The sequence below is a fragment of the Saccharopolyspora oryzae genome (assembly GCF_027853915.1).
Lineage (GTDB): Bacteria > Actinomycetota > Actinomycetes > Mycobacteriales > Pseudonocardiaceae > Saccharopolyspora > Saccharopolyspora oryzae.
This window is the reverse complement of the sequence record NZ_JAQGLA010000004.1, coordinates 31,077-49,461: the sequence shown is the minus strand read 5'-3', so window position 1 is coordinate 49,461 and position 18,385 is coordinate 31,077. Positions and strand designations below refer to the sequence as shown.

Sequence of the window (18,385 nt, the reverse complement as noted above, 5' to 3'; positions counted from 1 at the left end):
GCCACGGCCGAACCTGGACCGGCCGGCTTTCACCGTCGTGGTTTCAGGAGGACGGTGGTGCTGGACCGCCGGATCGCGGGTGCACCCCGGAAAAGTGCGTGGAAATCGGGAAACCAGCGTTGTGCGTGGGAGCGGGGCGTGCCCGCTCCCACGCGGTCAGGCGCGTCCGAGCCCGGGTTCTGCCGCGCCCAGGAGGATGGTCACGTTGCCGAAGACGTCCTCGCCGCGGCCCATCGCGGCGTGCGCCGCGGGGATGTCGGTGAACGGGAGGGTGCGGCCCACGCAGGGGTCGATCCGGCCGTTGCGGACGAGGTCGTTGTAGGCGTAGGCCTGCTCGTCGTTGGTGCCGTGCGAGCCCTGGAGGCGCTTCTGCCGGGTCCAGTGGTAGCGGAGGTCGACCATCGCGTCGAATCCCGTGGTCCCCGCGCAGATGACGACCATGCCGCCCGGCTGGCAGAGGAAGATGCTGGTGGGGATGGTGGCGCTGCCCGGGTGCTCGAAGACCAGCGCCGGGTCCTCGCGGGATCCGGCGATCTCCCACACCTTCTTGCCGAACGCGCGGGCCCCGGCCGACCACTCCTTCTGCCCGGCCTTGTCGTCGACGAGCGGCGGCACGCCCCAGTGGCCGAACTCGCGCCGGTTGATGTAGCCGATCGCGCCGCACTTCATCGCGTAGGCACCGCGCTCATCGTCCGAGACGACGGCGATCGCTCGACCGCCGGCCGCCTTGACCAGCTGGGAGGCCTGGGTGCCGAGCCCGCCGGAACCGCCCCAGACCAGGACGAGATCCCCTTCCTGCACGGTGTTCCCCGCCCAGCCGTGCAGCATCCGGTACGCGGTCGTGCCCACGAGGGTGGGGGCGGCGGCCTCTTCCCAGGACAGGTGCTCGGCCTTCGGCATGACCTGGTGGGCCTGGGCTCGGGCGAACTGCCCGAACGCGCCGTAGTTGGTGTCGTAGCCCCAGATCTTCGCGCTCGGCGCGATCATCGGGTCCTTGCCGCGGGCGATCCACGGGTCGTCGGCGTCCCAGACCCCGGGGTGGACGACCACGTGCTGCCCGACCTCGACGCCGGTGACGTCGTCGCCGACGGCGTAGACGATGCCCGCCGCGTCGGAGCCCCCGATGTGGAAGTCCTCCGGTTCACCGCGCTTCTGCCGGACGGCGACCTGGTCGACCGGATATCCGCGGGCGGCCCACACGTTGTTGTAGTTGATCCCGGCGGCCATCACCGCGATCAGGACCTCGTCCGGTCCGATGCGCGGGGTCTCGACCAGCTCGGGCCGGAAGGCCTCGGCCGGGTCGCCGTAGCGGCTCTGCCGGACGACCTGGGCGTGCATCGTGGGCGGTACGACGCCGACCGGCGGCAGCTCGCCGATCGGGGTCGGCTCCGCGCCGGGTGTGACGACGCTGCGACGCTCGTCAATGCCCATGGAATTCCCTACCTTTCAAGTACGGGTTTGATCTGATCATTCGTAGGATCGGAGGACCCGGGGGTTCCGGGTGTGGCTGTCATGGTTTTGCCGTTGGATGGCTTAAGGAGATTGGCCGCCCGGAGCCCCGCTGGGTGACCCGGCCGCCAATTGGGATGTGCGACGAGATCGCTGTGTAGGGAAACGCCGGCGCGGTCACCTGCGGGAACCACGAGCCATCGAGTGACTGGGAGGTGCCGGTGCTCAAGCTGTGGGCCGGCGTGGACGCGGGCAAGGAACATCACCATTGCGTGGTGATCGACAGCGACGGCCGACGGCTGCTGTCGCGCCGTGTGCTCAACGACGAAACCGTGTTGCTGGAGCTGATCGGCGACGTCCTGGCGCTCTCCGACGAGGTCGCCTGGGCGATCGACCTGAACTCCGGCGGCGCGGCGCTGTTGCTGGGCTTGCTGGTCAACCACGACCAGCCCGTCGCCTATCTCACCGGTCTCAGCGTCAACCGGGCCGCCGGGACCTACCGCGGCGAAGGCAAAACCGACGCGCGCGACGCCTTCGTCATCGCCGACCAGGCCCGTGTCCGCCGTGACCTCGGCCTGATGCGCCCCGGCGAAGACGTCGCCGTCGACCTGCGCACCCTGACCACGCGGCGTACCGATCTGATCGCCGACCGGACCCGGCAGATCAACCGGCTGCGCGCCCAGCTGCTGGAGATCTTCCCCGCGCTGGAACGCGCCTTGGAACTGACCAACCACGGCCCGGTCGTGCTGCTGACCGGCTACCAGACCCCGGACTCGATCCGGAAGGCCGGCGCCGCCCGCATCGAGAGATGGCTGCGCGCCCGGAAGGTCCGCAACGCCGCGAAACTGGCCGCTGCCGCAATCCACGCGGCCCACGCCCAGCACACCAAGCTGCCCGGCGAAGGACTCGCGGCCACCATGACGGCCCGCCTGGCCACGGGGGTGATCGCCCTCGACGAGGAAATCTCCGAGATCGACGCCCTCATCGAGGGCCGGTTTCGCCAGCACCCGCACGCTGAGGTGATCTCCAGCCTGCCCGGCATCGGTGCCCGCCTGGGCGCGGAGTTCCTGGCCGAGACCGGCGGCGACATGACCATGTTCGGCACCAGCGACCGCCTGGCCGCCTTCGCCGGACTCGCCCCGGCCGCCCGGGATTCGGGCAAGATCAGCGGGAACCTGCGACGCCCGCGACGCTACAACCGCGCCCTGCTGCGCGTGTTCTACCTGTCCTCGTTCGCCAGCCTCCGGCTCTGCGCAGCCTCGAAGTCCTACTACGACAGAAAACGAGCCGAAGGCAAAGGGCACAAACAAGCACTGCTCGCGCTCGCCCGCCGCCGCGTCAACGTCCTCTGGGCACTCATCCGCGACCAACGCCGCTACCAAACCACACCCCCCGTCACCGCGGCGGCTTGACAACCTCATTGGGAATCTCCTTGTTCCGAATGCGTGATGTCCGGACGGGGACGTCCTTGCGAATCGCGCTCCCCTGCGGCTGAAGCGGGAGCGGGTGGCGTGCTCGTCGTGGGAAGCGGCCATGTCGTCGTTCTCGGCTTCGGGGCGTGGGAGATCCGCCGCTCGAAACGCGGCCGGGAGGACCGGCAACCGACTCGGACGTTAGAGCTGCGGCGTAACCCACGTCATGAGAGGAACCGAGAAGTTTCCGCCGCACTTCTCTCGTTCTGTACGAGACCGGCGCCACTCGCGCATGAGAGACTGGCCGCGCATTCCGGCGGCACCGGGGTCGCCGGAACCGGACGAGGAGGCGGCCACGCCGTCCCGCGGGGTGTGATGATGACCGTTGAGGAGCGCAGCGCCCCGGATGCCCGCGCCGAACGCCGGCGCGGCGTTCTGCAGCAGGTCCACGCTCGACGTCACGAGCTGGCGAGCAACCTCGTCGAGGAGTACCGCACCGCCATCGCCGACTACCGGGAACTGCCGGAATCGGTCCTGATCCGCGACGTCACCGAGGCCGCGGTCCACAACATCGAGTACCTCGTCGAGATCTTCCAGAGCGGCTTCGACGTCTCCGAGCACGACAACGAGTGGATCGGGCGCTCCGCGGCCCGCCGCGTCCACCAGCACGTCAGCCTGCCGTCCCTGCTGCGCACCTACCGGCTGTGGGGCAAGCACATCTGGCGCACGATCGCCGAGCTCGCCGGCGAGGACGAGATCGGCAGGCAGCTCGCCATCGAAGCCGCCGACGCGATGATGGGCTACCTCGACAGCGTCTCCTTCAGCCTCACCCAGGCCTACCTGCGGGAGTCCGCCACGGCTGCGATCGACGGCCGAGCCCTGCGCACTGACGTGCTGGAGACGCTGTTGACCGGCGACCCGGTCAACGAACGGGCCCGCAGGCAGAAGGCGGTGCTCGCGATGACGCTGCGCGGGCCGGTGCTGGTGGTCGTCGTGCAGGTCCCGCAGCGCGACGATCCGCTCACCGGGTTGCAAGCCGCCATCCACGCGACTCGCAACCAGCTCTCCCCGCTGTGCAGCACTTTCCTCGTCGGGGCGCGGGACACCGAGGTCGTCGCCATCTGCGCTTTGGACCACGACGACGAGGTATCGCGAATCGAAGCTGCGGGGCACGAGATCGCCGCGTCGGTGCGCGACTGGACCGTGGGGCTCGGCCGGATCACCGAGGGCATCGCCGGGGTCCAGCAGTCCTACGCCGAGGCCCGCGAAGCCGCGGATCTGGGCTTCTCGATCCACCAGTCCGGTCGGGCCGTTCGCTTCGCCGACGTGCTGCTGGACCAGATCCTGCGCGCGACTACCCACGCCGACGCCCTGCTGGAGGAGACGGTCCGGCCGCTGGTCGACTACGACCGGCGCAAGAACACCGACCTGCTGGCGACGCTGCGCGCCTACGTCAACGCCAACTTCAACCTGACCAAGGCCGCTGCCGAACTCACCGTCAACCCCAACACCGTCGTCTACCGGCTTCGCCGCATCCACACGCTGACCCGCCGCGACCCGTCGACGACCGACGACCTCCTCCTGCTCGCACTCGGCCTGCGCCTGTTCGATTCAGCGCCGCCTGCCGGAGACGCGCAGTTGTAGATTCCGCGAACTCCGCGCGCAGAACTTCTCGATTCGTCGCATGACGTGGATTACGCCGACGTCCTAACGTTTCGGCACGCGTTCAGCCCCGCATCCCTGCCGAGACAGGTCGATCCCAGGTTCCACGAGGCTTCACCACGCGAAGGCCGCAGGCGCGCACGCGGCCCGTTCCCGCAAGCACCCGCCCAGACTCGAAGGAGAGTCCCGATGGGCAATGCATCCGGTCCGTCGCAGGCCCGAACCGCCCGTCCGCTGCGAATCGCCTTGAGCTGCCTGCTGATCCTCGTCCCGGTGGCGCTGGCCCTGGCCGTGCCGCTCTACCAGCGGACCAGTCCCGCGCTCATCGGAATCCCCTTCTTCTACTGGTTCCAGATGGCGATGGCAGTGCTGGCCGCCCTGGGCACGAGCACCGTGTTCCGCCTGCTGTTCACCGGCGACGACGATGGCGAGGGCAGAGCATGAGCTTCAACGCCGTCACCTTCGCGGTCTTCCTCGCCCTGCTGGTCCTGATCACCGGGATGGGATTCGTCGCCAGCCGGTGGCGGAAGGCCGCCGATGCCGACAACCTCGACGAGTGGGCCCTGGGCGGACGCACGTTCGGCCCGTTCATCACCTGGTTCCTGCTCGGCGGCGACCTCTACAGCGCCTACACCCTCATCGCCGTGCCAGCTGCGCTCTACAGCATGGGCGCTTTCGGCTTCTACGCCGTGCCGAACGCGATCGTGCTCTACGCGCTCGGCTTCCTGTTCCTGCCGAAACTGGTGTCGCTGGCGCACCAGAAGGGCTACGTCACGCTGACCGACTTCGTCAACGACAGGTTCGGGTCGAAGTCGCTCGGCCTCGCGATCACGCTCACCGGTCTGCTGGCCACGCTGCCGTACCTCGCGCTGCAGCTCGTCGGTCTCGAGGTCATCTTCGGCTCGCTCGGCCTCGGCGGTTCGAGCAACTGGCTGATGCGCGATCTCCCGCTGCTGATCGCCTTCGGCGTGCTGGCGGCCTACACCTACTCCTCGGGTCTGCGGGCTCCGGCGCTCATCGCGTTCGTCAAGGACGGCCTGACCTACCTGGTCGTGATCGTCGCGGTGATCTACCTCCCGATCAAGCTCGGCGGTTTCGACACCATCTTCAGCAGCGCTTCGCAGGCTCTCGCGACCAAGTCCACGACACCGCCGACGGCGGATCCGGCGGTGGCGGTCAACCCGAACGTCTACATGACGCTCGCGCTCGGCTCGGGCATGGCGTTCTTCCTCTACCCGCACGCCATCACCGGCGTGTTCGCATCCCGAGGCGCGAAGACCGTGCGCCGCAACATGTCGGTGCTGCCGATCTACACGGTTCTGCTGGGTTTCGTCGGTCTGCTCGGGCTCATGGCGCTCGCCGTCGGGATCGAACCGCAGGGCGGCAACCCGCAGTACGTCGTGCCGCAGCTGCTGGCGGAGTTCTTCCCGCCGTGGTTCGTCGGCGTCGCTTTCGCCGCGATCGCGATGAGCGCGCTGGTGCCGGCGGCCATCATGGCCATCGCGGCCGGGAACCTGGTCAGCCGCAACCTCTACCGCCAGTTCGCCCGCGGCCCGGTCAGCACCCGGTCGGAAACCCTGGTCTCCAAGGTCGTCTCGGTGCTGGTCAAGGTCGGCGCGCTGGTCTTCGTGCTCACGCTCGACACGACGTTCGCGCTCAACTTCCAGCTCCTCGGCGGCATTTGGATCCTGCAGACGCTTCCGACCGTGCTGTTCGGGCTGTTCACCAAGCGCTTCGCCGACCGGCACGCGCTGCTCGCCGGTCTGCTGGTCTCGGTGGTCTACGGGACCTGGGCCGCCTACGAGGTCAAGACCAGCACCGGCGCGCCGTTCGGCGGCTCCACCGCGACCCCCTTCTTCCTGTCCAGCCCGATCTACATCGCGATCTCCGCGCTCGTGATCAACCTCGCCGTCGTCGTGCTCGGCAGCCTGCTCGTCCACCTGCTCAGGCCCTCCCGTCGCGAGGACCGCACCCGCATCACCGCGCCCTCCGCAGCCGAGGCGGTCGGCTCGCAGCACAGCTGAGCCGCACGACCAGACAGGAGCGTTACCCCATGCCACCCGGAATCCGCGTGTCCGACGAGGGCGCGATCCGCGTCCTGACCATCGACAACCCTGGCAAGCGCAACGCCTTCACCGGCCCCATGACGACGACTCTGCTGCACGAGCTCGACCGGGCCGACGCCGATCCCGCCGTGCGGGCGATCGTGGTGACCGGCACCGGTGGGTGCTTCTCCTCCGGCCACGACCTGCAGGAAGTGCTGGACAACCCGGAAACCGCGGGTGACCCCGTTGCCAACGCCGCCTTCGCCCGGCCGTCGGAGATCCTCACCCCGGTCATCGGCGCGATCGACGGCCCGGCCTACGCCGCCGGATTCATCCTCGCGCTCAACTGCGACCTGCGCGTTGCCGCGCCTGGCGCGCGGTTCTGCGGTGTCGGAGCGGCCATCGGCCTGGTCCCGGTCGGTGGCCAGCTGAGCCGGCTGCTGGACCTCGTCGGCTACCCCGTGGCCTACCGCTGGCTCGCCACCGCCGCACCGTTCGACGCCGAAGAGGCCAGTCGGCACGGGTTCGTGACCGAAGTCCACGACGACGCCCTCGAAGGCGCGCTCGCCCTCGCCGAAGCGATCGCGGCGGTCTCCCCCGCGGTCGTCGCTGCGGTCAAAGCCGGTCTCCGGCACAGCGTTCGCCACGGCACCGATGCAGGTCGGGCGGCCGAACCGCAGCTGGCCGCCCTGGTCCAGTCGCTCCCGGACGGCGACGAGGGCGTCCGCTCCTTCCTGGAGCGACGACCACCCACCTACCCCGATCGCCCCGAGGAACTCCACGACAGGATTGCCGAGGTACTCGCGTGACTGCCACCGAACTGCCCACCGACGTCGACCTGCGCCTGCGCGAGGACACGATCCGCGATCTCGCCATCCGCCACGGAATTCCGGCCAATCCCGTCACGTTCGCCGAAACACCCGAGGCTGCCGCTGCGGTCGCGATGAGCACCGGGCGGCCGGTCGCGGTCAAGCTCGTCGCCGACGGCGTGGTCCACAAGAGCAAGGCCGGTGGAGTCCTGCTCGACGTCGCGCCTGATCGCGTTGCCGCGACGGTGGAGACCCTGTTCGCCGAGCAGCGCGCCCGCGGCGTCGAGGTCCGCGGGGTGACGGTGGAGCCGATGGTCGAGCCGGGACTCGAAGTCGTCGTCGGGGCGCTGCACGATCCGGGATTCGGTCCGATCGTCATGGTCGGTGCCGGCGGTGTCGACGTCGAGGCGCTGGGCGATGTCGCGTTCGCGCAGGCGCCCATCACCGCTGGTGGCGCCTTGCGGCTCATCGACCGCACCAGGATCGGGACGATCCTTCGCCGCAGGTTCCCCGCGCAACACGCCCAGCTCGCCGATCTGCTGGTTCGGGTTGCCGGGGCGGACGGACTGCTGCTGTCCGAACCCGTCGACCAGATCGACCTCAACCCGATCGTCGTCGGGCCCGACTCGATCGTCGCCGTCGACGCCCGCGCCGTGGCGCGCGCCGACGACGTCGCGGTCGACCTCGACCTCCCGGACCCCGCTGAGAGCTACGAACAGCTCCGTCCGGCGATCTACCCCGAGTCGATCGCCGTCCTCGGTGCTTCGGCCGACCCGACCAAGATGGGCCACCGCGCGGTCCGCACCGCCGTCGACCAGGGTTTCGCCGGTTCCTTGCACCCGGTCAGCCGCTCCGCCACCGAGATCCTCGGCCACCCGGCCGTGAGCGCGATCGGTGAGCTGCCCGAGAACATCGACCGCGCCGTCGTGGCCCTACCGGCCGCTGCCGTCCCGCAGGCCCTGCGCGACCTCGCCGACCGCGGCACCAAGACCGCGCACGTGCTGACCGCGGACACCACCGACCTCGCCGAGGCCGTGGCCGGTACCTCGATGCGCGTCCTCGGCCCCAACTGCATCGGCCACTACACGCCGCACTCGAAGCTGACGATGATCGGCCGCGATGCCTCCTCGGACGAGACCGGCTCCATCGCGGTGGTCTCCCAGTCCGGCACGTACGCCGGTGACGTGGTGCGCCGCGGCAACGAACTCGGCCTGCGGTTCAGCTTCGCCAGCTCGGTCGGCAACTGCGACGACGTCTCCCCCTCCGAGCTGCTGGCGTTCTGCGAAGCGGACCCCAACACCCGGGTCGCCGCGTTCTACCTCGAAACCGACAGCGACGCGCGGAGGTTCTTCGCACTCGCCGCCGAGATGACCACCCCGGTGGTGCTGTTCAAGGGCGGGCGCAGCGCGGCAGGCGGGGCAGCTGCGGCCTCGCACACCGGCGCTCTGGCCAGCGATCCGCAGCTGCTCCGGGACGCCGCCGACGAGGCAGGTGTCGTTCTCGTCAACAGCCTCGACGAGCTGCTGGACACCCTCCTCGTCGCCCAGCACGCCAGCGAGTTCACCGGCAACGGGCTCGGTCTGGTCGGCACCGGGGGCGGTGTCGCCGTCGTGGGCGCCGACACCGCCTACGAGCACGGCCTCGTCGTGCCGCAATTCGCCGAGGCGACGGACCGGGCCTTGGCGACCTACGACGCGCCGGGGAGCAGCCTGAACAACCCGATCGACATCCCGACCTGGTCGATGTTCGACGACAGCGGCAGCTTCATGGGCGCACTGGTCGAGGCCGTCGCCGCCGACCCCGCGGTCGACTGCGTCTGCGCCTACACCGACATGGGCACGGTCTACGACATGAAGGCTCCGGACGAGGCCGCCCAGATCCTCACGACCATGACCGAGGACATCGTCACCGCTGATCGCGGGCCCGTCCCGGCGGTCCTCGTGCTGCGCAGCAGCTACAGCGCGGAGCAGGACGAGCTGGTCCGGACCCTGCGCCGCGTGGCGAGCGCGCACGGGGTCCCGGTGCTGGAATCGGTGGACCGGGCGATCGCCGCGTTCGGCCGGGTCCGCGCCTTGAACCTGCACCGCGAACGCACGTCGGAGCGCTGAGGCGTGGGGGTCCTGACCGCGTCACCCACCACCGGGAACCGTCGTGCCGCGCTGGCGCTGGGCCTGATCGCCCTCGCCACGCTGCTGTCCATGAGCGTCTGGTTCTCCGCGTCGTTCGTCGTTCCGCAGCTGCAGCAGCTGTGGAACCTCACCAGCGGGCAGAGCTCGCTGCTGACGATCGCGGTGCAGCTGGGTTTCGTGGTCGGGGCCCTCACCCTCGCCGCGACCGGTCTCGCCGATGCCGTGCCGGGCCGCCGGCTGATGTGCGCTGGCGCGCTCGGTGCCGCCGCGGTGAACCTGGGCCTGCTCTGGGCTCCCGGGTTCGCCGTGGCGCTGCTGCTGCGCATGCTCACCGGAGCTTTCCTCGCCGCCGTCTACCCCCCGGCGCTCAAGGAGGTGTCGTCGTGGTTCCAGCGCCGCCGCGGGACCGCACTGGGAGTCATGATCGGGGCGCTCACGCTGGGCTCCGCCGCACCGCAGCTGGTCAAGGCGGCCGGTGGTCTCGACTGGCAGCTCGTGATCGTCGCGACCTCCGCGCTCACCGCGGCGGGCGGGGCCACCACGCTGCTCATCCGCGGTTCGGGACCGTTCCCCTTCCCGAAGTCGGTGTTCGACCTCAAGTCCGCGCTGCGGGCCAGCCGGAGCCGGCGGGTCCTGCTCGCCAACGTCGGCTACGCCGGGCACATGTGGGAGCTCTACGCCATGTGGGCCTGGGTCGGGACCTTCCTCGCCGGCCTCGACGGATTCGCCGGTTCGCCGGAGGGCGCCCAGAACGCCGCGCTCGCCGCGTTCGCCTGCATCGGGGTGGGAGCGGTCGGCTGCCTCGTCGGCGGTCGCATCAGCGATCGCTTCGGCAGAGCCCGGTCCGCGCTGATCAGCCTGGCCTGCTCGGGCATGGCAGCCGTCGTGCTCGCGTTCATCCACTCGCTGCCGTTACCGCTGGTCGTGGCCGTGTGCGCGTTCTGGGGGTTCTGGGTGATCGCGGACTCCGCCCAGTTCTCCGCGCTGGTCACCGAGAACGCCGACCAGCGCTACGTCGGCAGCGCCGTCTCGTTCCAGCTGGCCATCGGGTACGTGACCACCGCGGCGACCATCTACCTCGTCCCGGTCCTCGCTGAGAACGCCTCCTGGACGGCGGCCCTGCTCGTGCTCGCGCTGGGCCCGGCAGTCGGAATCGGCGCCCTGCTCACCTATCTCGCCCAGTCCGACCACTGACGCACACCGGAGGAGAACAATGGCGGACCACGCAACGATGCGCGCATGGCAGGTCACCGAGCTGGGAGAACCGGCGCAGGTCCTGGCCACCGCGGAGGTTCCGACGCCGGAGCCCGGTCCCGGCCAGGTCCGGGTCCGCGTGACGGCGGCCGCGTGCAACTTCGCCGACGTGCTGCTGTGCCGGGGCGCGTACCAGGCGAAGCCAGAACTCCCGTTCACACCGGGCGTGGAGCTGTGCGGCGTCGTCGACGAGGTCGGACCTGGATGCCCACCGGACCTGCTGCACCGGCGCGTCGTCGGCCGGCCGGTCCTGCCGCACGGCGGCTTCGCCGAATACGCCGTGCTGGAGGCACATTCGTCGTTCGCCGTGCCCACGGGCCTCGACGACACCACGGCCGCAGCCCTGCACCTGACCTACCTGACGCCGTGGCTCGGCTTGCACCGCCGCGCCCGGATCCAACCGGGCGAAGTGCTGGTCGTCACCGGCGCGGCCGGTGGCGTCGGCACAGCCGCAGTGCAGCTCGGGGTGGCAGCGGGTGCTCAGGTCATCGCGATCGTGTCCGGTGCGCGCAAAGCGGCGACCGTGCGCGAGCTCGGCGCTACCAACGTCATCGACCGCAGCAGCACCGACGTGATCGAAGCGGTCCGCGAGCTCACCGACGGGCACGGCGCCGATGTGGTCTTCGAATCAGTGGGTGGCGAGGCGTACCGGCAGGCGACGAAGTACATCGCCTTCGAGGGGCGCATCCTGCTGATCGGTTTCGCCAGCGGCACGATCCCGCAGCAGCGCCTCGACCACGCCTTCGTCAAGAACTACAGCATCCTCGGCCTGCACTGGTCGCTCTACCTGGACCACGAACCGGAACTGGTCCGAGCGGCCCAGGACGATCTTTTCCAGCTGGCCCTGGAAAAGCGGATCGACCCACTGGTCAGACAGTCCTCAGTGGACGATCTACCGCAAGCCCTCGGGAAGCTCGCCGGCAGTCGCGCCCTGGGAAAAACCGTCCTGACCAGCGGGTGATCCTCAGGCTTCGAAGAGCTCCGGGGTCTTCTCCCCGAGGATCATGTTCGTGCGCGGCTGGAGGGCCGGGAGGAGCTCGTCCGGTTGCGGAATCACCCAGTACTTGCCCTCGGCGACCTCGTCGAAGACCCGTTCCGCGTGCTGCTCGGGGGTGAGCCCGTGCTCGTCGGCGCGCTGCTGCAGCTGCGCGTTGAAGGCCGCGACCTCCGGCGCGATGTCCGCTGATCCTCCGGTCCGGAAGATCTCGCTGCGCACCGAGCCCGGGGTCACCACCGAGACCTGGATCGGGGCGTTCTTCATCCGCATCTCGTAGTGCAACGACTCGGTGAGCGCGAGCACGCCGAACTTGGTGGCGCTGTAGGGCGCCATCAGCGGGCTGGGCAGCATGCCGCCGACGGAGGAGACGTTGACGATCCACGCCTTCTCGCCGCGCTCCAGCATCCTCGGCACGAAGGCCCGGATGCCGTTGGCGCAGCCGCCGATGTTGACCCGCAGCATCGCGTCCCAGCGCTCGGCCGGGATCTCCCAGGAGTAGCCCATGGCCATGATCCCGGCGTTGTTGATCAGCAGGTCCACCGCGCCGAAGCGCTCGTGGGCCTTGGCGGCGAGCGCTTCGACGGAGGCGGCGTCGGCGACGTCGGTGACCACCGGCTCGACCTCCGCGCCCGCCGCCGCCAGCTCGTCCGCCACCGCGGCGAGGCGGTCTGCGGCGATGTCGGCGAGGACCAGCTTCATGCCGAGTCCGGCGGCGTGGCGGGCGAAGCCCGCGCCGATCCCGGCGGACGCACCGGTGATGACCGCGGTGCGTCCCCGGAAGGTGTCGTGCGCGAGGGACATCAGAAGTGCGTCCCGCCGTCGATGCGGATCTCGGTGCCCGTGATGAACTTGCCGTCCTCGGAGGCGAGCATGGCCACGACCCCCGCGACGGTCTCCGGACCGGCGAAGCCCTCGCCGATGGCCGGGCTCAGCTTCGCGAACAGGGACATGTCGGCGTCCTCGGGCAGGCCCGGGCCGACGCTGGACTTGCTGGCGCCGCTGCCGTCGGTCATGCCCGACGAGATGGAGCCGGGCTGCACCGCGGTGAAGCGGATGCCGCTCTTGGCGTACTCGCTGGCGAGGGCGTGCGTCATGGACTGGATGCCGCCCTTGCTCGCCGCGTAGGCCGCCATGTAGGGGTGCGCGAAGCCCGCCGAGGTGGAGCTGAAGTTGACCACCGCGGAACCGTTGCCCTCCCGCAGCGCCGGGATGGCTTCGCGGATCACCAGGAAGGTGCCCACCAGGTTCACCGAGAGGATCTTGGTGAAGTCCGCGAGGCTCACCTCGTGGGTGTGCGCGGAACGCAGGATGCCGGCCGCGTTGACCAGGACGTCCAGACCGCCGAGCGTCGAGACGGCCTTGGCGACGACGTCCTTGACCGACTCCTCGTCGGAGACGTCGAGCACGAGCGTGGTGAGCCGGTCGGCGTCCGCACCGGCCTTCTGCGCGGTGTCGGCCAGGCCCTTCTCGCTGATGTCCGCCGCCACGACGCTGCCGCCTTCGGCCAGCACGCGGAGCACGGTCGCCTGACCGATGCCCGAGCCGGCCCCGGTGATGAGTGCGCGCCGACCTTCGTAACGGTTCATGTCTCACTCCACGTCTTCGTCGACTTCGTTGTGATGAGTACACGATATGCCTATATGGCACGTTGTGCCACGATGTGCAATCAACGCCACACAAGACGAGCGGCGCGGAGGAAGTCCTCCGCGCCGCGCGATCAGGTGGGTCAGGACCCGAAGTCCCACTTGTGGCCCCAGTAGCTGTCGGCGGTGATCTCCTCCGCCGTGTAGGAGGTCTCGTCGACCAGCATCCCGTCGCAGCCGACCTCGAGGTCCCAGCCGCCCGGGGTCCGGACGTAGAAGGAGACCATCTTGTCGTTGGTGTGGCGGCCCAGCGTGGACGAGACGTGGAACCCGGCGTCCACCACCCGGTCCAGCGCGCGGCCGACCTGGTCGAGGTCCTCCAGCTCCACCATGATGTGCACCAGGGCGGGCGCCTTGAGGTCCGGCGACGGCAGCAGCGCGAGGCTGTGGTGCCGCGCGTTCACGCCCATGAACCGGAGCCGCACCGGGCCGTGCTCCGGCGGGGCGGGCAGCCGGAAAGCACCGCGGGGCAGGAAACCGAGCGTTTCGGCGTAGAACCGGTACGCCTCGTCGAGGTCGTCGACCGGGACCACGACGTGGCCCAGGCCCAGCTGGCCGGTGACGAAGCGGTTGTCGAACTTCGTCGCCACCGGGCTGTGGTCCAGCGCGGGTCCGTGGAAGATCTCCAGCGGGGTGCCGCCCGGGGCTTCGAAGGTGATGCCCGCCTCCACCTTGCGGGTGTCGGCCTCCTCCAGGGTCAGCGGCTTCGTGGCGATCCCGGCCGCCTCGACCGCGGCCTGGACCCGCTGCAGGGCCAGGTGGTCGCGGACCTCCCAGCCCACGGCCTCCACCTTGTCCTCCTCACCCGGGAGCACCACGATCCGGCCGATCCGCTCGTCCAGGCGCAGGTACAGCGCGTCCGCCTCCGGGCCGCTGCCCTCGGCGAAACCGATGGTGTCGTTGGCGAACTCGCGCCAGGCATCGAAGTCCGTGGCGCGGACCCGGACGTAGCCCAACGAGCTGATGTCGGTCATGACTTCCTCTCCCAAGTGTCGTCGGCGGTTCAGATCAGGGCCCGGAGCGGCTCCGGCGGTTCGATCCCCATCGAGGTCAGGGCGTTCGAGTGGTAGATCGAGCCGGGGATGTGGATGGCGTGCTGCAGGCCGACGTGCGCATCGCGCCAGAACCGCTGCACCGCGTTGGTGCGGCGCACCGCGTTCCCGCCGGAGCGGGCGAAGATCTCGTCGACCGCGGACACCGCGCGCCACGCGCAGCGGACCTGGTTGCGGCGCGCCGTCGACCGGTCCTCGAAGGTGATCGGCTTACCCGCTTCGACCTTGTCGTAGAGGCGGCTGACGCCGTCGAGCAGCTGCGTGCGGGACGCGGCGATCTCCGCTGCCGCCTCGGAGATCGCGTACAGCGTGTGCGGATCGTCGCGGACGCGGGTGCCCGCCGCCATGACCCGGTCCCGCTGGTAGTCGAGGTGGCAGGCCAGCGCACCTTCCGCGATGCCGACGACCGCGGAGGTGATGCCCAGCGGGAACATCGTCCAGAACGGCAGCCGGTACACCGTTTCGGTCCGGCCGGCGCGCTCGGCGGCGCTCTCCCCCTGGGCGACCTCCTCGGAGTCGATCGTCCGGTACGCCGGGATGAACGCGCCGTCGACCACGACGTCCTTGCTGCCGGTGCCGCACAGGCCGATGACGTCCCAGGAGTCGTCGACGATCGTGTAGTCCTGCCTCGGCAGGACCACGTGCAGCACCTTGGACGGCTGGGCGGGCTTGCCCTCGGCGTCGCCGACCAGCGCGCCGAGGAAGATCCAGTCGCAGTGGTCGGTGCCGGAGGAGAACTGCCACCGGCCCTTGAGGACGTAGCCGCCGTCGGTCGGGGTGGCGATGCCGCTGGGCATGTACGGCGAGGCGATCCAGGTGTCCTGGTTCTCGCCCCAGACCTCCTGCTGGAGCTGCCGGTCCATCAGCGCCATCTCCCACGGGTGGACCCCGCCCACCCCGCACACCCAGCCGGTCGACCCGCACACCTTCGCCACCGCCATCACGGCTTCGGCGAAGTCCCGCGGGTGCGCCGCGTAGCCGCCGAAGTCGGTCGGCTGCAGCAGCCGCATGACCCCGGCTTCGCGCACCAGCTTGACGCTCTCATCCGCGAGCTTGCCCAACCGCTCGCTGTCCTCCGCGGTCGCCGCGAGCCGGGCGGCGACCTCTTCCACTCGGCGAACCACCTCGTGCGCCATGCACGCACCTCCGGACTGTTCAGACGACCGCTTCCGCCACCGGTCCGCGGCGGTGCGATGAAGCTAGGTCCGGCGTGCCGGCGGGCCCCACCCCTGCTCCCGCTGACCGGGACCCGCCCGGCGGCGCACCGCTGACCGGGACCGGTCGGCGCGAATCTCGCGCCCCCGCGCTACTTTCGAGGTCGCGAGCGCGTCGTGCTCAGCCGCGCGACCGTTCCCCAGCCGCCAGAAGGCTTCTCACCAGGTCCGGTCGCCGCGCAGGACCGCGTCCGCGCCGCCGTCGACGAACACGACCTGGCCGGTGACGTGCGAGTTCTCCGGGGAGCTGAGCCAGGCGAGCAGCGGCGCGACCTGCTCCGGCCGGGCGTGGCCGTGCAGCGGCATCGGAACGCTGCCGTCGACGAGCTGCCGACCGGCTTCGGAGTCGAGCATGTCCTGGGTCATCGGCGTGACGATGGTGCCGGGGGCGATGGCGTTGAGCGGTATCCCCGCGCCCGCCCATTCCGGCGTGATCGCGGTTCGGCGCACCCACCGGGCGATCGCGACCTTCGACGACGAGTACACCTGTGCGCCGTCGCCGCGCTCCACGGCGGCACCGGCAGCAGCCACTGCGGCGTCCTCGTCACCGGCGAGCGCGGCATCGACGATGCCGGGATCGGCCGGGTGCACCGACGCCACCGACGAGATCACGACCGCGCGCGGATCGGTGCCGCGGACGAGGAGCGGCCGCAGGCCTTCGAGAGTCGCGACGGCGCCGAAGTGGTTGACCTTGACCGTCAAGGGGTCGAACAGCGCGACACCAGCGCACGCGATCACGCCGTCGAGCCGGCCACCGGCCAGCTCTCCGGCCCGGTCGACGAGCGCGGCTCTCCCCGCTTCGGTGGCGAGATCGGCGGTGATGTCGGCGTCGTGCCGGTCGGCACCGATCACCCGGACACCCCGTTCGCGCAGGTGCGCACTGGTCGCAGCGCCGATTCCGGAGGCGCTGCCGGTGATGAGGAAGGTGCGGGGCATGTTCCGGCCCTTCGTCGCGTGGGATGGCACACCGGCGGTCTTCTCGCGGCTGTTCCGGGCATTTTCGGTCACCCCCGACCACGCACCCAATTCCGCTCCCGCTGACCGGGACCGGCCGGACGGCCCACCGCTGACCGGGATCCGCGGCCGCGAGCCCCGCACCACCCGCCCTAGCTTCGAGTTCATGACGGAGGAAGCGCAGACCTTGACGGCCGAGGACGTCGTGAACCCCAACGCGTTCCGGCGGGCCATGTCCGACTTCGCCACCGGGGTGACGGTGGTGACCGGCCTCGACGACGCGGGACCGGTCGGTTTCGCCTGCCAGTCCTTCGCCTCGGTGTCCCTGGACCCACCGCTGGTGATGTTCTGCGCCGACCACCGCGGCCGGTCCTGGCCCCGGATCCGCGGCGCAGGCCGCTTCTGCGTGAACGTCCTGGGCGGACACCAGGACGACCTGTGCGCGCGGTTCGGCTCGAGCGGCGGCCGCAAGTTCGACGGAGCGGACTGGTCCTGCTCCCGCTGGCGCACGCCCGTCCTGCCCGACGTGCTCATGCGCGTGCACGCCGACGTCCACCAGGTGGTCGAGGCGGGAGACCACGACATCGTCGTAGGACGCGTCCTCGAAGTGGAACGCCTGGCCGAACACCGCCCGATGATCTTCTTCCGCGGCAGCTTCGGCATCGAGTCCGATCGACCCGCTCACGAATGCTGACCTCGCGCGTTCGTCCGCGAGCGCGGCGAACTGCATTCGGTGCGAGAACTCCTCGCCGCCCAGCAGACCGGCCTCGGTGTCATGGCAGGCGGATGTCCTTGCCACGTCGGCCGGCCAGGTGCTTGGCGTACCGGTGGCACGGGACGTGGATCGGCCCGTCCGGGCCTTCGGCGGGGTAGTCGAACGGCCCTTCGTCGGTCCAGCCCTGGCGTTGGTAGAAGCGGCGCGCACGGGCGTTGCCCGCAGCGACGGCGAGCCAGGCACGGTCGTGACCGTGCTCGCCCACGAGGCGCTCCGCTTCAGCAAGGAGCCCGGCTGCCACGCCGGTGCCGCGGTAGGCCCTGGACACGTAGACCTGCTCGACCTCGTCGGCGACCACCATGACGAACCCCGCCACCGCGCCGTCGAAAACCGCGACCACCGTGTCTTCGACCCGTCGCGCCGCGCGGGACGCGAACGACTCGGCTGTGCGAGCGGTGACCAGATCGCGGGGTACGTGCCCCAGGTGACCGTCGCGCCATCCGTCGCACCAGATGTCGGCTACTGCCTTCGCGTCGGCGGGGTCGGCGGGCCGCAGCACGACCGGCTTGTCGGGTACAGACATGCGGCGAAGCTATCCGGGTAGTCCGACATCGGTCACCAACACCACGCTCGGCAGATCGCACCATCCGATGCGAGACGTGGATGGGGTCACGAGGTGGACCGCACGTCTTCGGGGGACCAGAAGGCGCGCATGCTCGTGATGCGGGCTGCTTCGTCGAAGGTCATGACGTCGATGGGCTCGATCTCGGCTGCGCCGTCCGGTGTTTCGGTGCGGACGCGGAAGTGGAACGCGGCGCTGTCCCCGGCGACCCGGACCGCGAGCAGTTCGGTTTCCTGGCGCATGTCCTCGAGGGCCGAGTAGAACTCGGTGATCCCCGCCCGGCCGCGGACCGGGTCGCTGCCCACCGGGTCTTCGAGCGTGGCGTCCTCGGCGTAGAGGGCCGCGACGTCCGCTGCACTCCCGGTCGCGACGGCTTTCAAGTAGCTCGCGACGGTGTCGCGGATGGCGGACGGCTCCGGCATGGGGGT

General features: G+C 70.2%; 17 protein-coding genes. 9 read left to right on the top strand and 8 right to left on the bottom strand.

Annotated features, from left to right (window positions below; all coding sequences use genetic code 11):
* Positions 1-156: 156 nt before the first annotated feature.
* A complete protein-coding gene (gene ccrA, locus OU415_RS04045) occupies positions 157-1,431 on the bottom strand; it encodes a crotonyl-CoA carboxylase/reductase (protein WP_270947170.1) in 1,275 nt (424 codons plus the stop codon).
* A 233-nt stretch (positions 1,432-1,664) separates the two neighbouring features.
* Here ccrA and OU415_RS04040 point away from each other — a divergent pair, with 233 nt between their 5' ends.
* From OU415_RS04040 to OU415_RS04005, 8 genes are all read left to right on the top strand, one after another.
* Positions 1,665-2,861: an IS110 family RNA-guided transposase gene (locus OU415_RS04040; protein ID WP_270947169.1), complete on the top strand. Its 1,197-nt coding sequence runs from the start codon at positions 1,665-1,667 to the stop codon at positions 2,859-2,861.
* 378 nt (positions 2,862-3,239) lie between these two features.
* Positions 3,240-4,505 carry a PucR family transcriptional regulator gene (locus OU415_RS04035; protein WP_270947168.1) on the top strand — a complete coding sequence of 422 codons (1,266 nt, stop codon included), beginning with the start codon at positions 3,240-3,242 and terminating at the stop codon, positions 4,503-4,505.
* Positions 4,506-4,712: 207 nt separating this feature from the next.
* Positions 4,713-4,967, top strand: a complete 255-nt coding sequence (locus tag OU415_RS04030; RefSeq protein ID WP_270947167.1) for a DUF3311 domain-containing protein — start codon at positions 4,713-4,715, stop codon at positions 4,965-4,967.
* On the top strand, positions 4,964-6,547 hold the full coding sequence (gene mctP, locus OU415_RS04025) for a monocarboxylate uptake permease MctP (protein ID WP_270947166.1): 1,584 nt from the start codon (positions 4,964-4,966) through the stop codon (positions 6,545-6,547). Before OU415_RS04030 ends, mctP begins: the two co-directional genes overlap by 4 nt.
* A gap of 29 nt (positions 6,548-6,576) precedes the next feature.
* Entirely contained in the window at positions 6,577-7,377 is an 801-nt protein-coding gene (locus OU415_RS04020) for an enoyl-CoA hydratase/isomerase family protein (protein WP_270947165.1), read from the top strand.
* Positions 7,374-9,485 carry an acetate--CoA ligase family protein gene (locus tag OU415_RS04015; protein WP_270947164.1) on the top strand — a complete coding sequence of 704 codons (2,112 nt, stop codon included), beginning with the start codon at positions 7,374-7,376 and terminating at the stop codon, positions 9,483-9,485. The genes OU415_RS04020 and OU415_RS04015 overlap by 4 nt, the downstream gene beginning before the upstream one ends.
* Before the next feature lie 3 nt (positions 9,486-9,488).
* The gene (locus tag OU415_RS04010) at positions 9,489-10,700 is read left to right on the top strand and encodes an MFS transporter (RefSeq protein ID WP_270947163.1); all 1,212 of its coding nucleotides are present in this window, start codon (positions 9,489-9,491) and stop codon (positions 10,698-10,700) included.
* Between the two features lie 19 nt (positions 10,701-10,719).
* Complete coding sequence (locus OU415_RS04005; protein WP_270947162.1) at positions 10,720-11,721, top strand: NADPH:quinone oxidoreductase family protein; 1,002 nt, start codon at positions 10,720-10,722, stop codon at positions 11,719-11,721.
* Between the two features lie 3 nt (positions 11,722-11,724).
* On the opposite strand, the gene OU415_RS04000 is transcribed toward OU415_RS04005, so the two are convergent.
* The 5 genes from OU415_RS04000 to OU415_RS03980 form a co-directional block, all read right to left on the bottom strand.
* Entirely contained in the window at positions 11,725-12,558 is an 834-nt protein-coding gene (locus OU415_RS04000) for an SDR family NAD(P)-dependent oxidoreductase (protein WP_270947161.1), read from the bottom strand.
* On the bottom strand, positions 12,558-13,343 hold the full coding sequence (locus OU415_RS03995) for an SDR family NAD(P)-dependent oxidoreductase (RefSeq protein WP_270947160.1): 786 nt from the start codon (positions 13,341-13,343) through the stop codon (positions 12,558-12,560). The genes OU415_RS04000 and OU415_RS03995 overlap by 1 nt, the downstream gene beginning before the upstream one ends.
* Positions 13,344-13,483: 140 nt before the next feature.
* Positions 13,484-14,374, bottom strand: coding sequence for a VOC family protein (locus OU415_RS03990; RefSeq protein WP_270947159.1), 891 nt, complete (start codon positions 14,372-14,374; stop codon positions 13,484-13,486).
* Positions 14,375-14,403: 29 nt separating this feature from the next.
* On the bottom strand, positions 14,404-15,588 hold the full coding sequence (locus tag OU415_RS03985) for an acyl-CoA dehydrogenase family protein (protein WP_270947158.1): 1,185 nt from the start codon (positions 15,586-15,588) through the stop codon (positions 14,404-14,406).
* A 237-nt stretch (positions 15,589-15,825) separates the two neighbouring features.
* Positions 15,826-16,602: an SDR family oxidoreductase gene (locus OU415_RS03980; protein ID WP_270947157.1), complete on the bottom strand. Its 777-nt coding sequence runs from the start codon at positions 16,600-16,602 to the stop codon at positions 15,826-15,828.
* Between OU415_RS03980 and OU415_RS03975 the strand changes: the two genes are divergently transcribed.
* Positions 16,601-17,314 (top strand): flavin reductase family protein, encoded by a 714-nt coding sequence (locus OU415_RS03975; protein WP_270947156.1) that lies wholly within the window; start codon positions 16,601-16,603, stop codon positions 17,312-17,314. The genes OU415_RS03980 and OU415_RS03975 overlap by 2 nt on opposite strands.
* Positions 17,315-17,393: 79 nt before the next feature.
* Here the strand turns inward: OU415_RS03975 and OU415_RS03970 are convergent, their stop codons facing one another.
* Together OU415_RS03970 and OU415_RS03965 are read right to left on the bottom strand one after the other, a co-directional pair.
* Positions 17,394-17,918: a GNAT family N-acetyltransferase gene (locus tag OU415_RS03970; RefSeq protein WP_270947155.1), complete on the bottom strand. Its 525-nt coding sequence runs from the start codon at positions 17,916-17,918 to the stop codon at positions 17,394-17,396.
* A gap of 86 nt (positions 17,919-18,004) precedes the next feature.
* Complete coding sequence (locus tag OU415_RS03965; protein ID WP_270947154.1) at positions 18,005-18,379, bottom strand: SgcJ/EcaC family oxidoreductase; 375 nt, start codon at positions 18,377-18,379, stop codon at positions 18,005-18,007.
* Between the last annotated feature and the right edge of the window lie 6 nt (positions 18,380-18,385).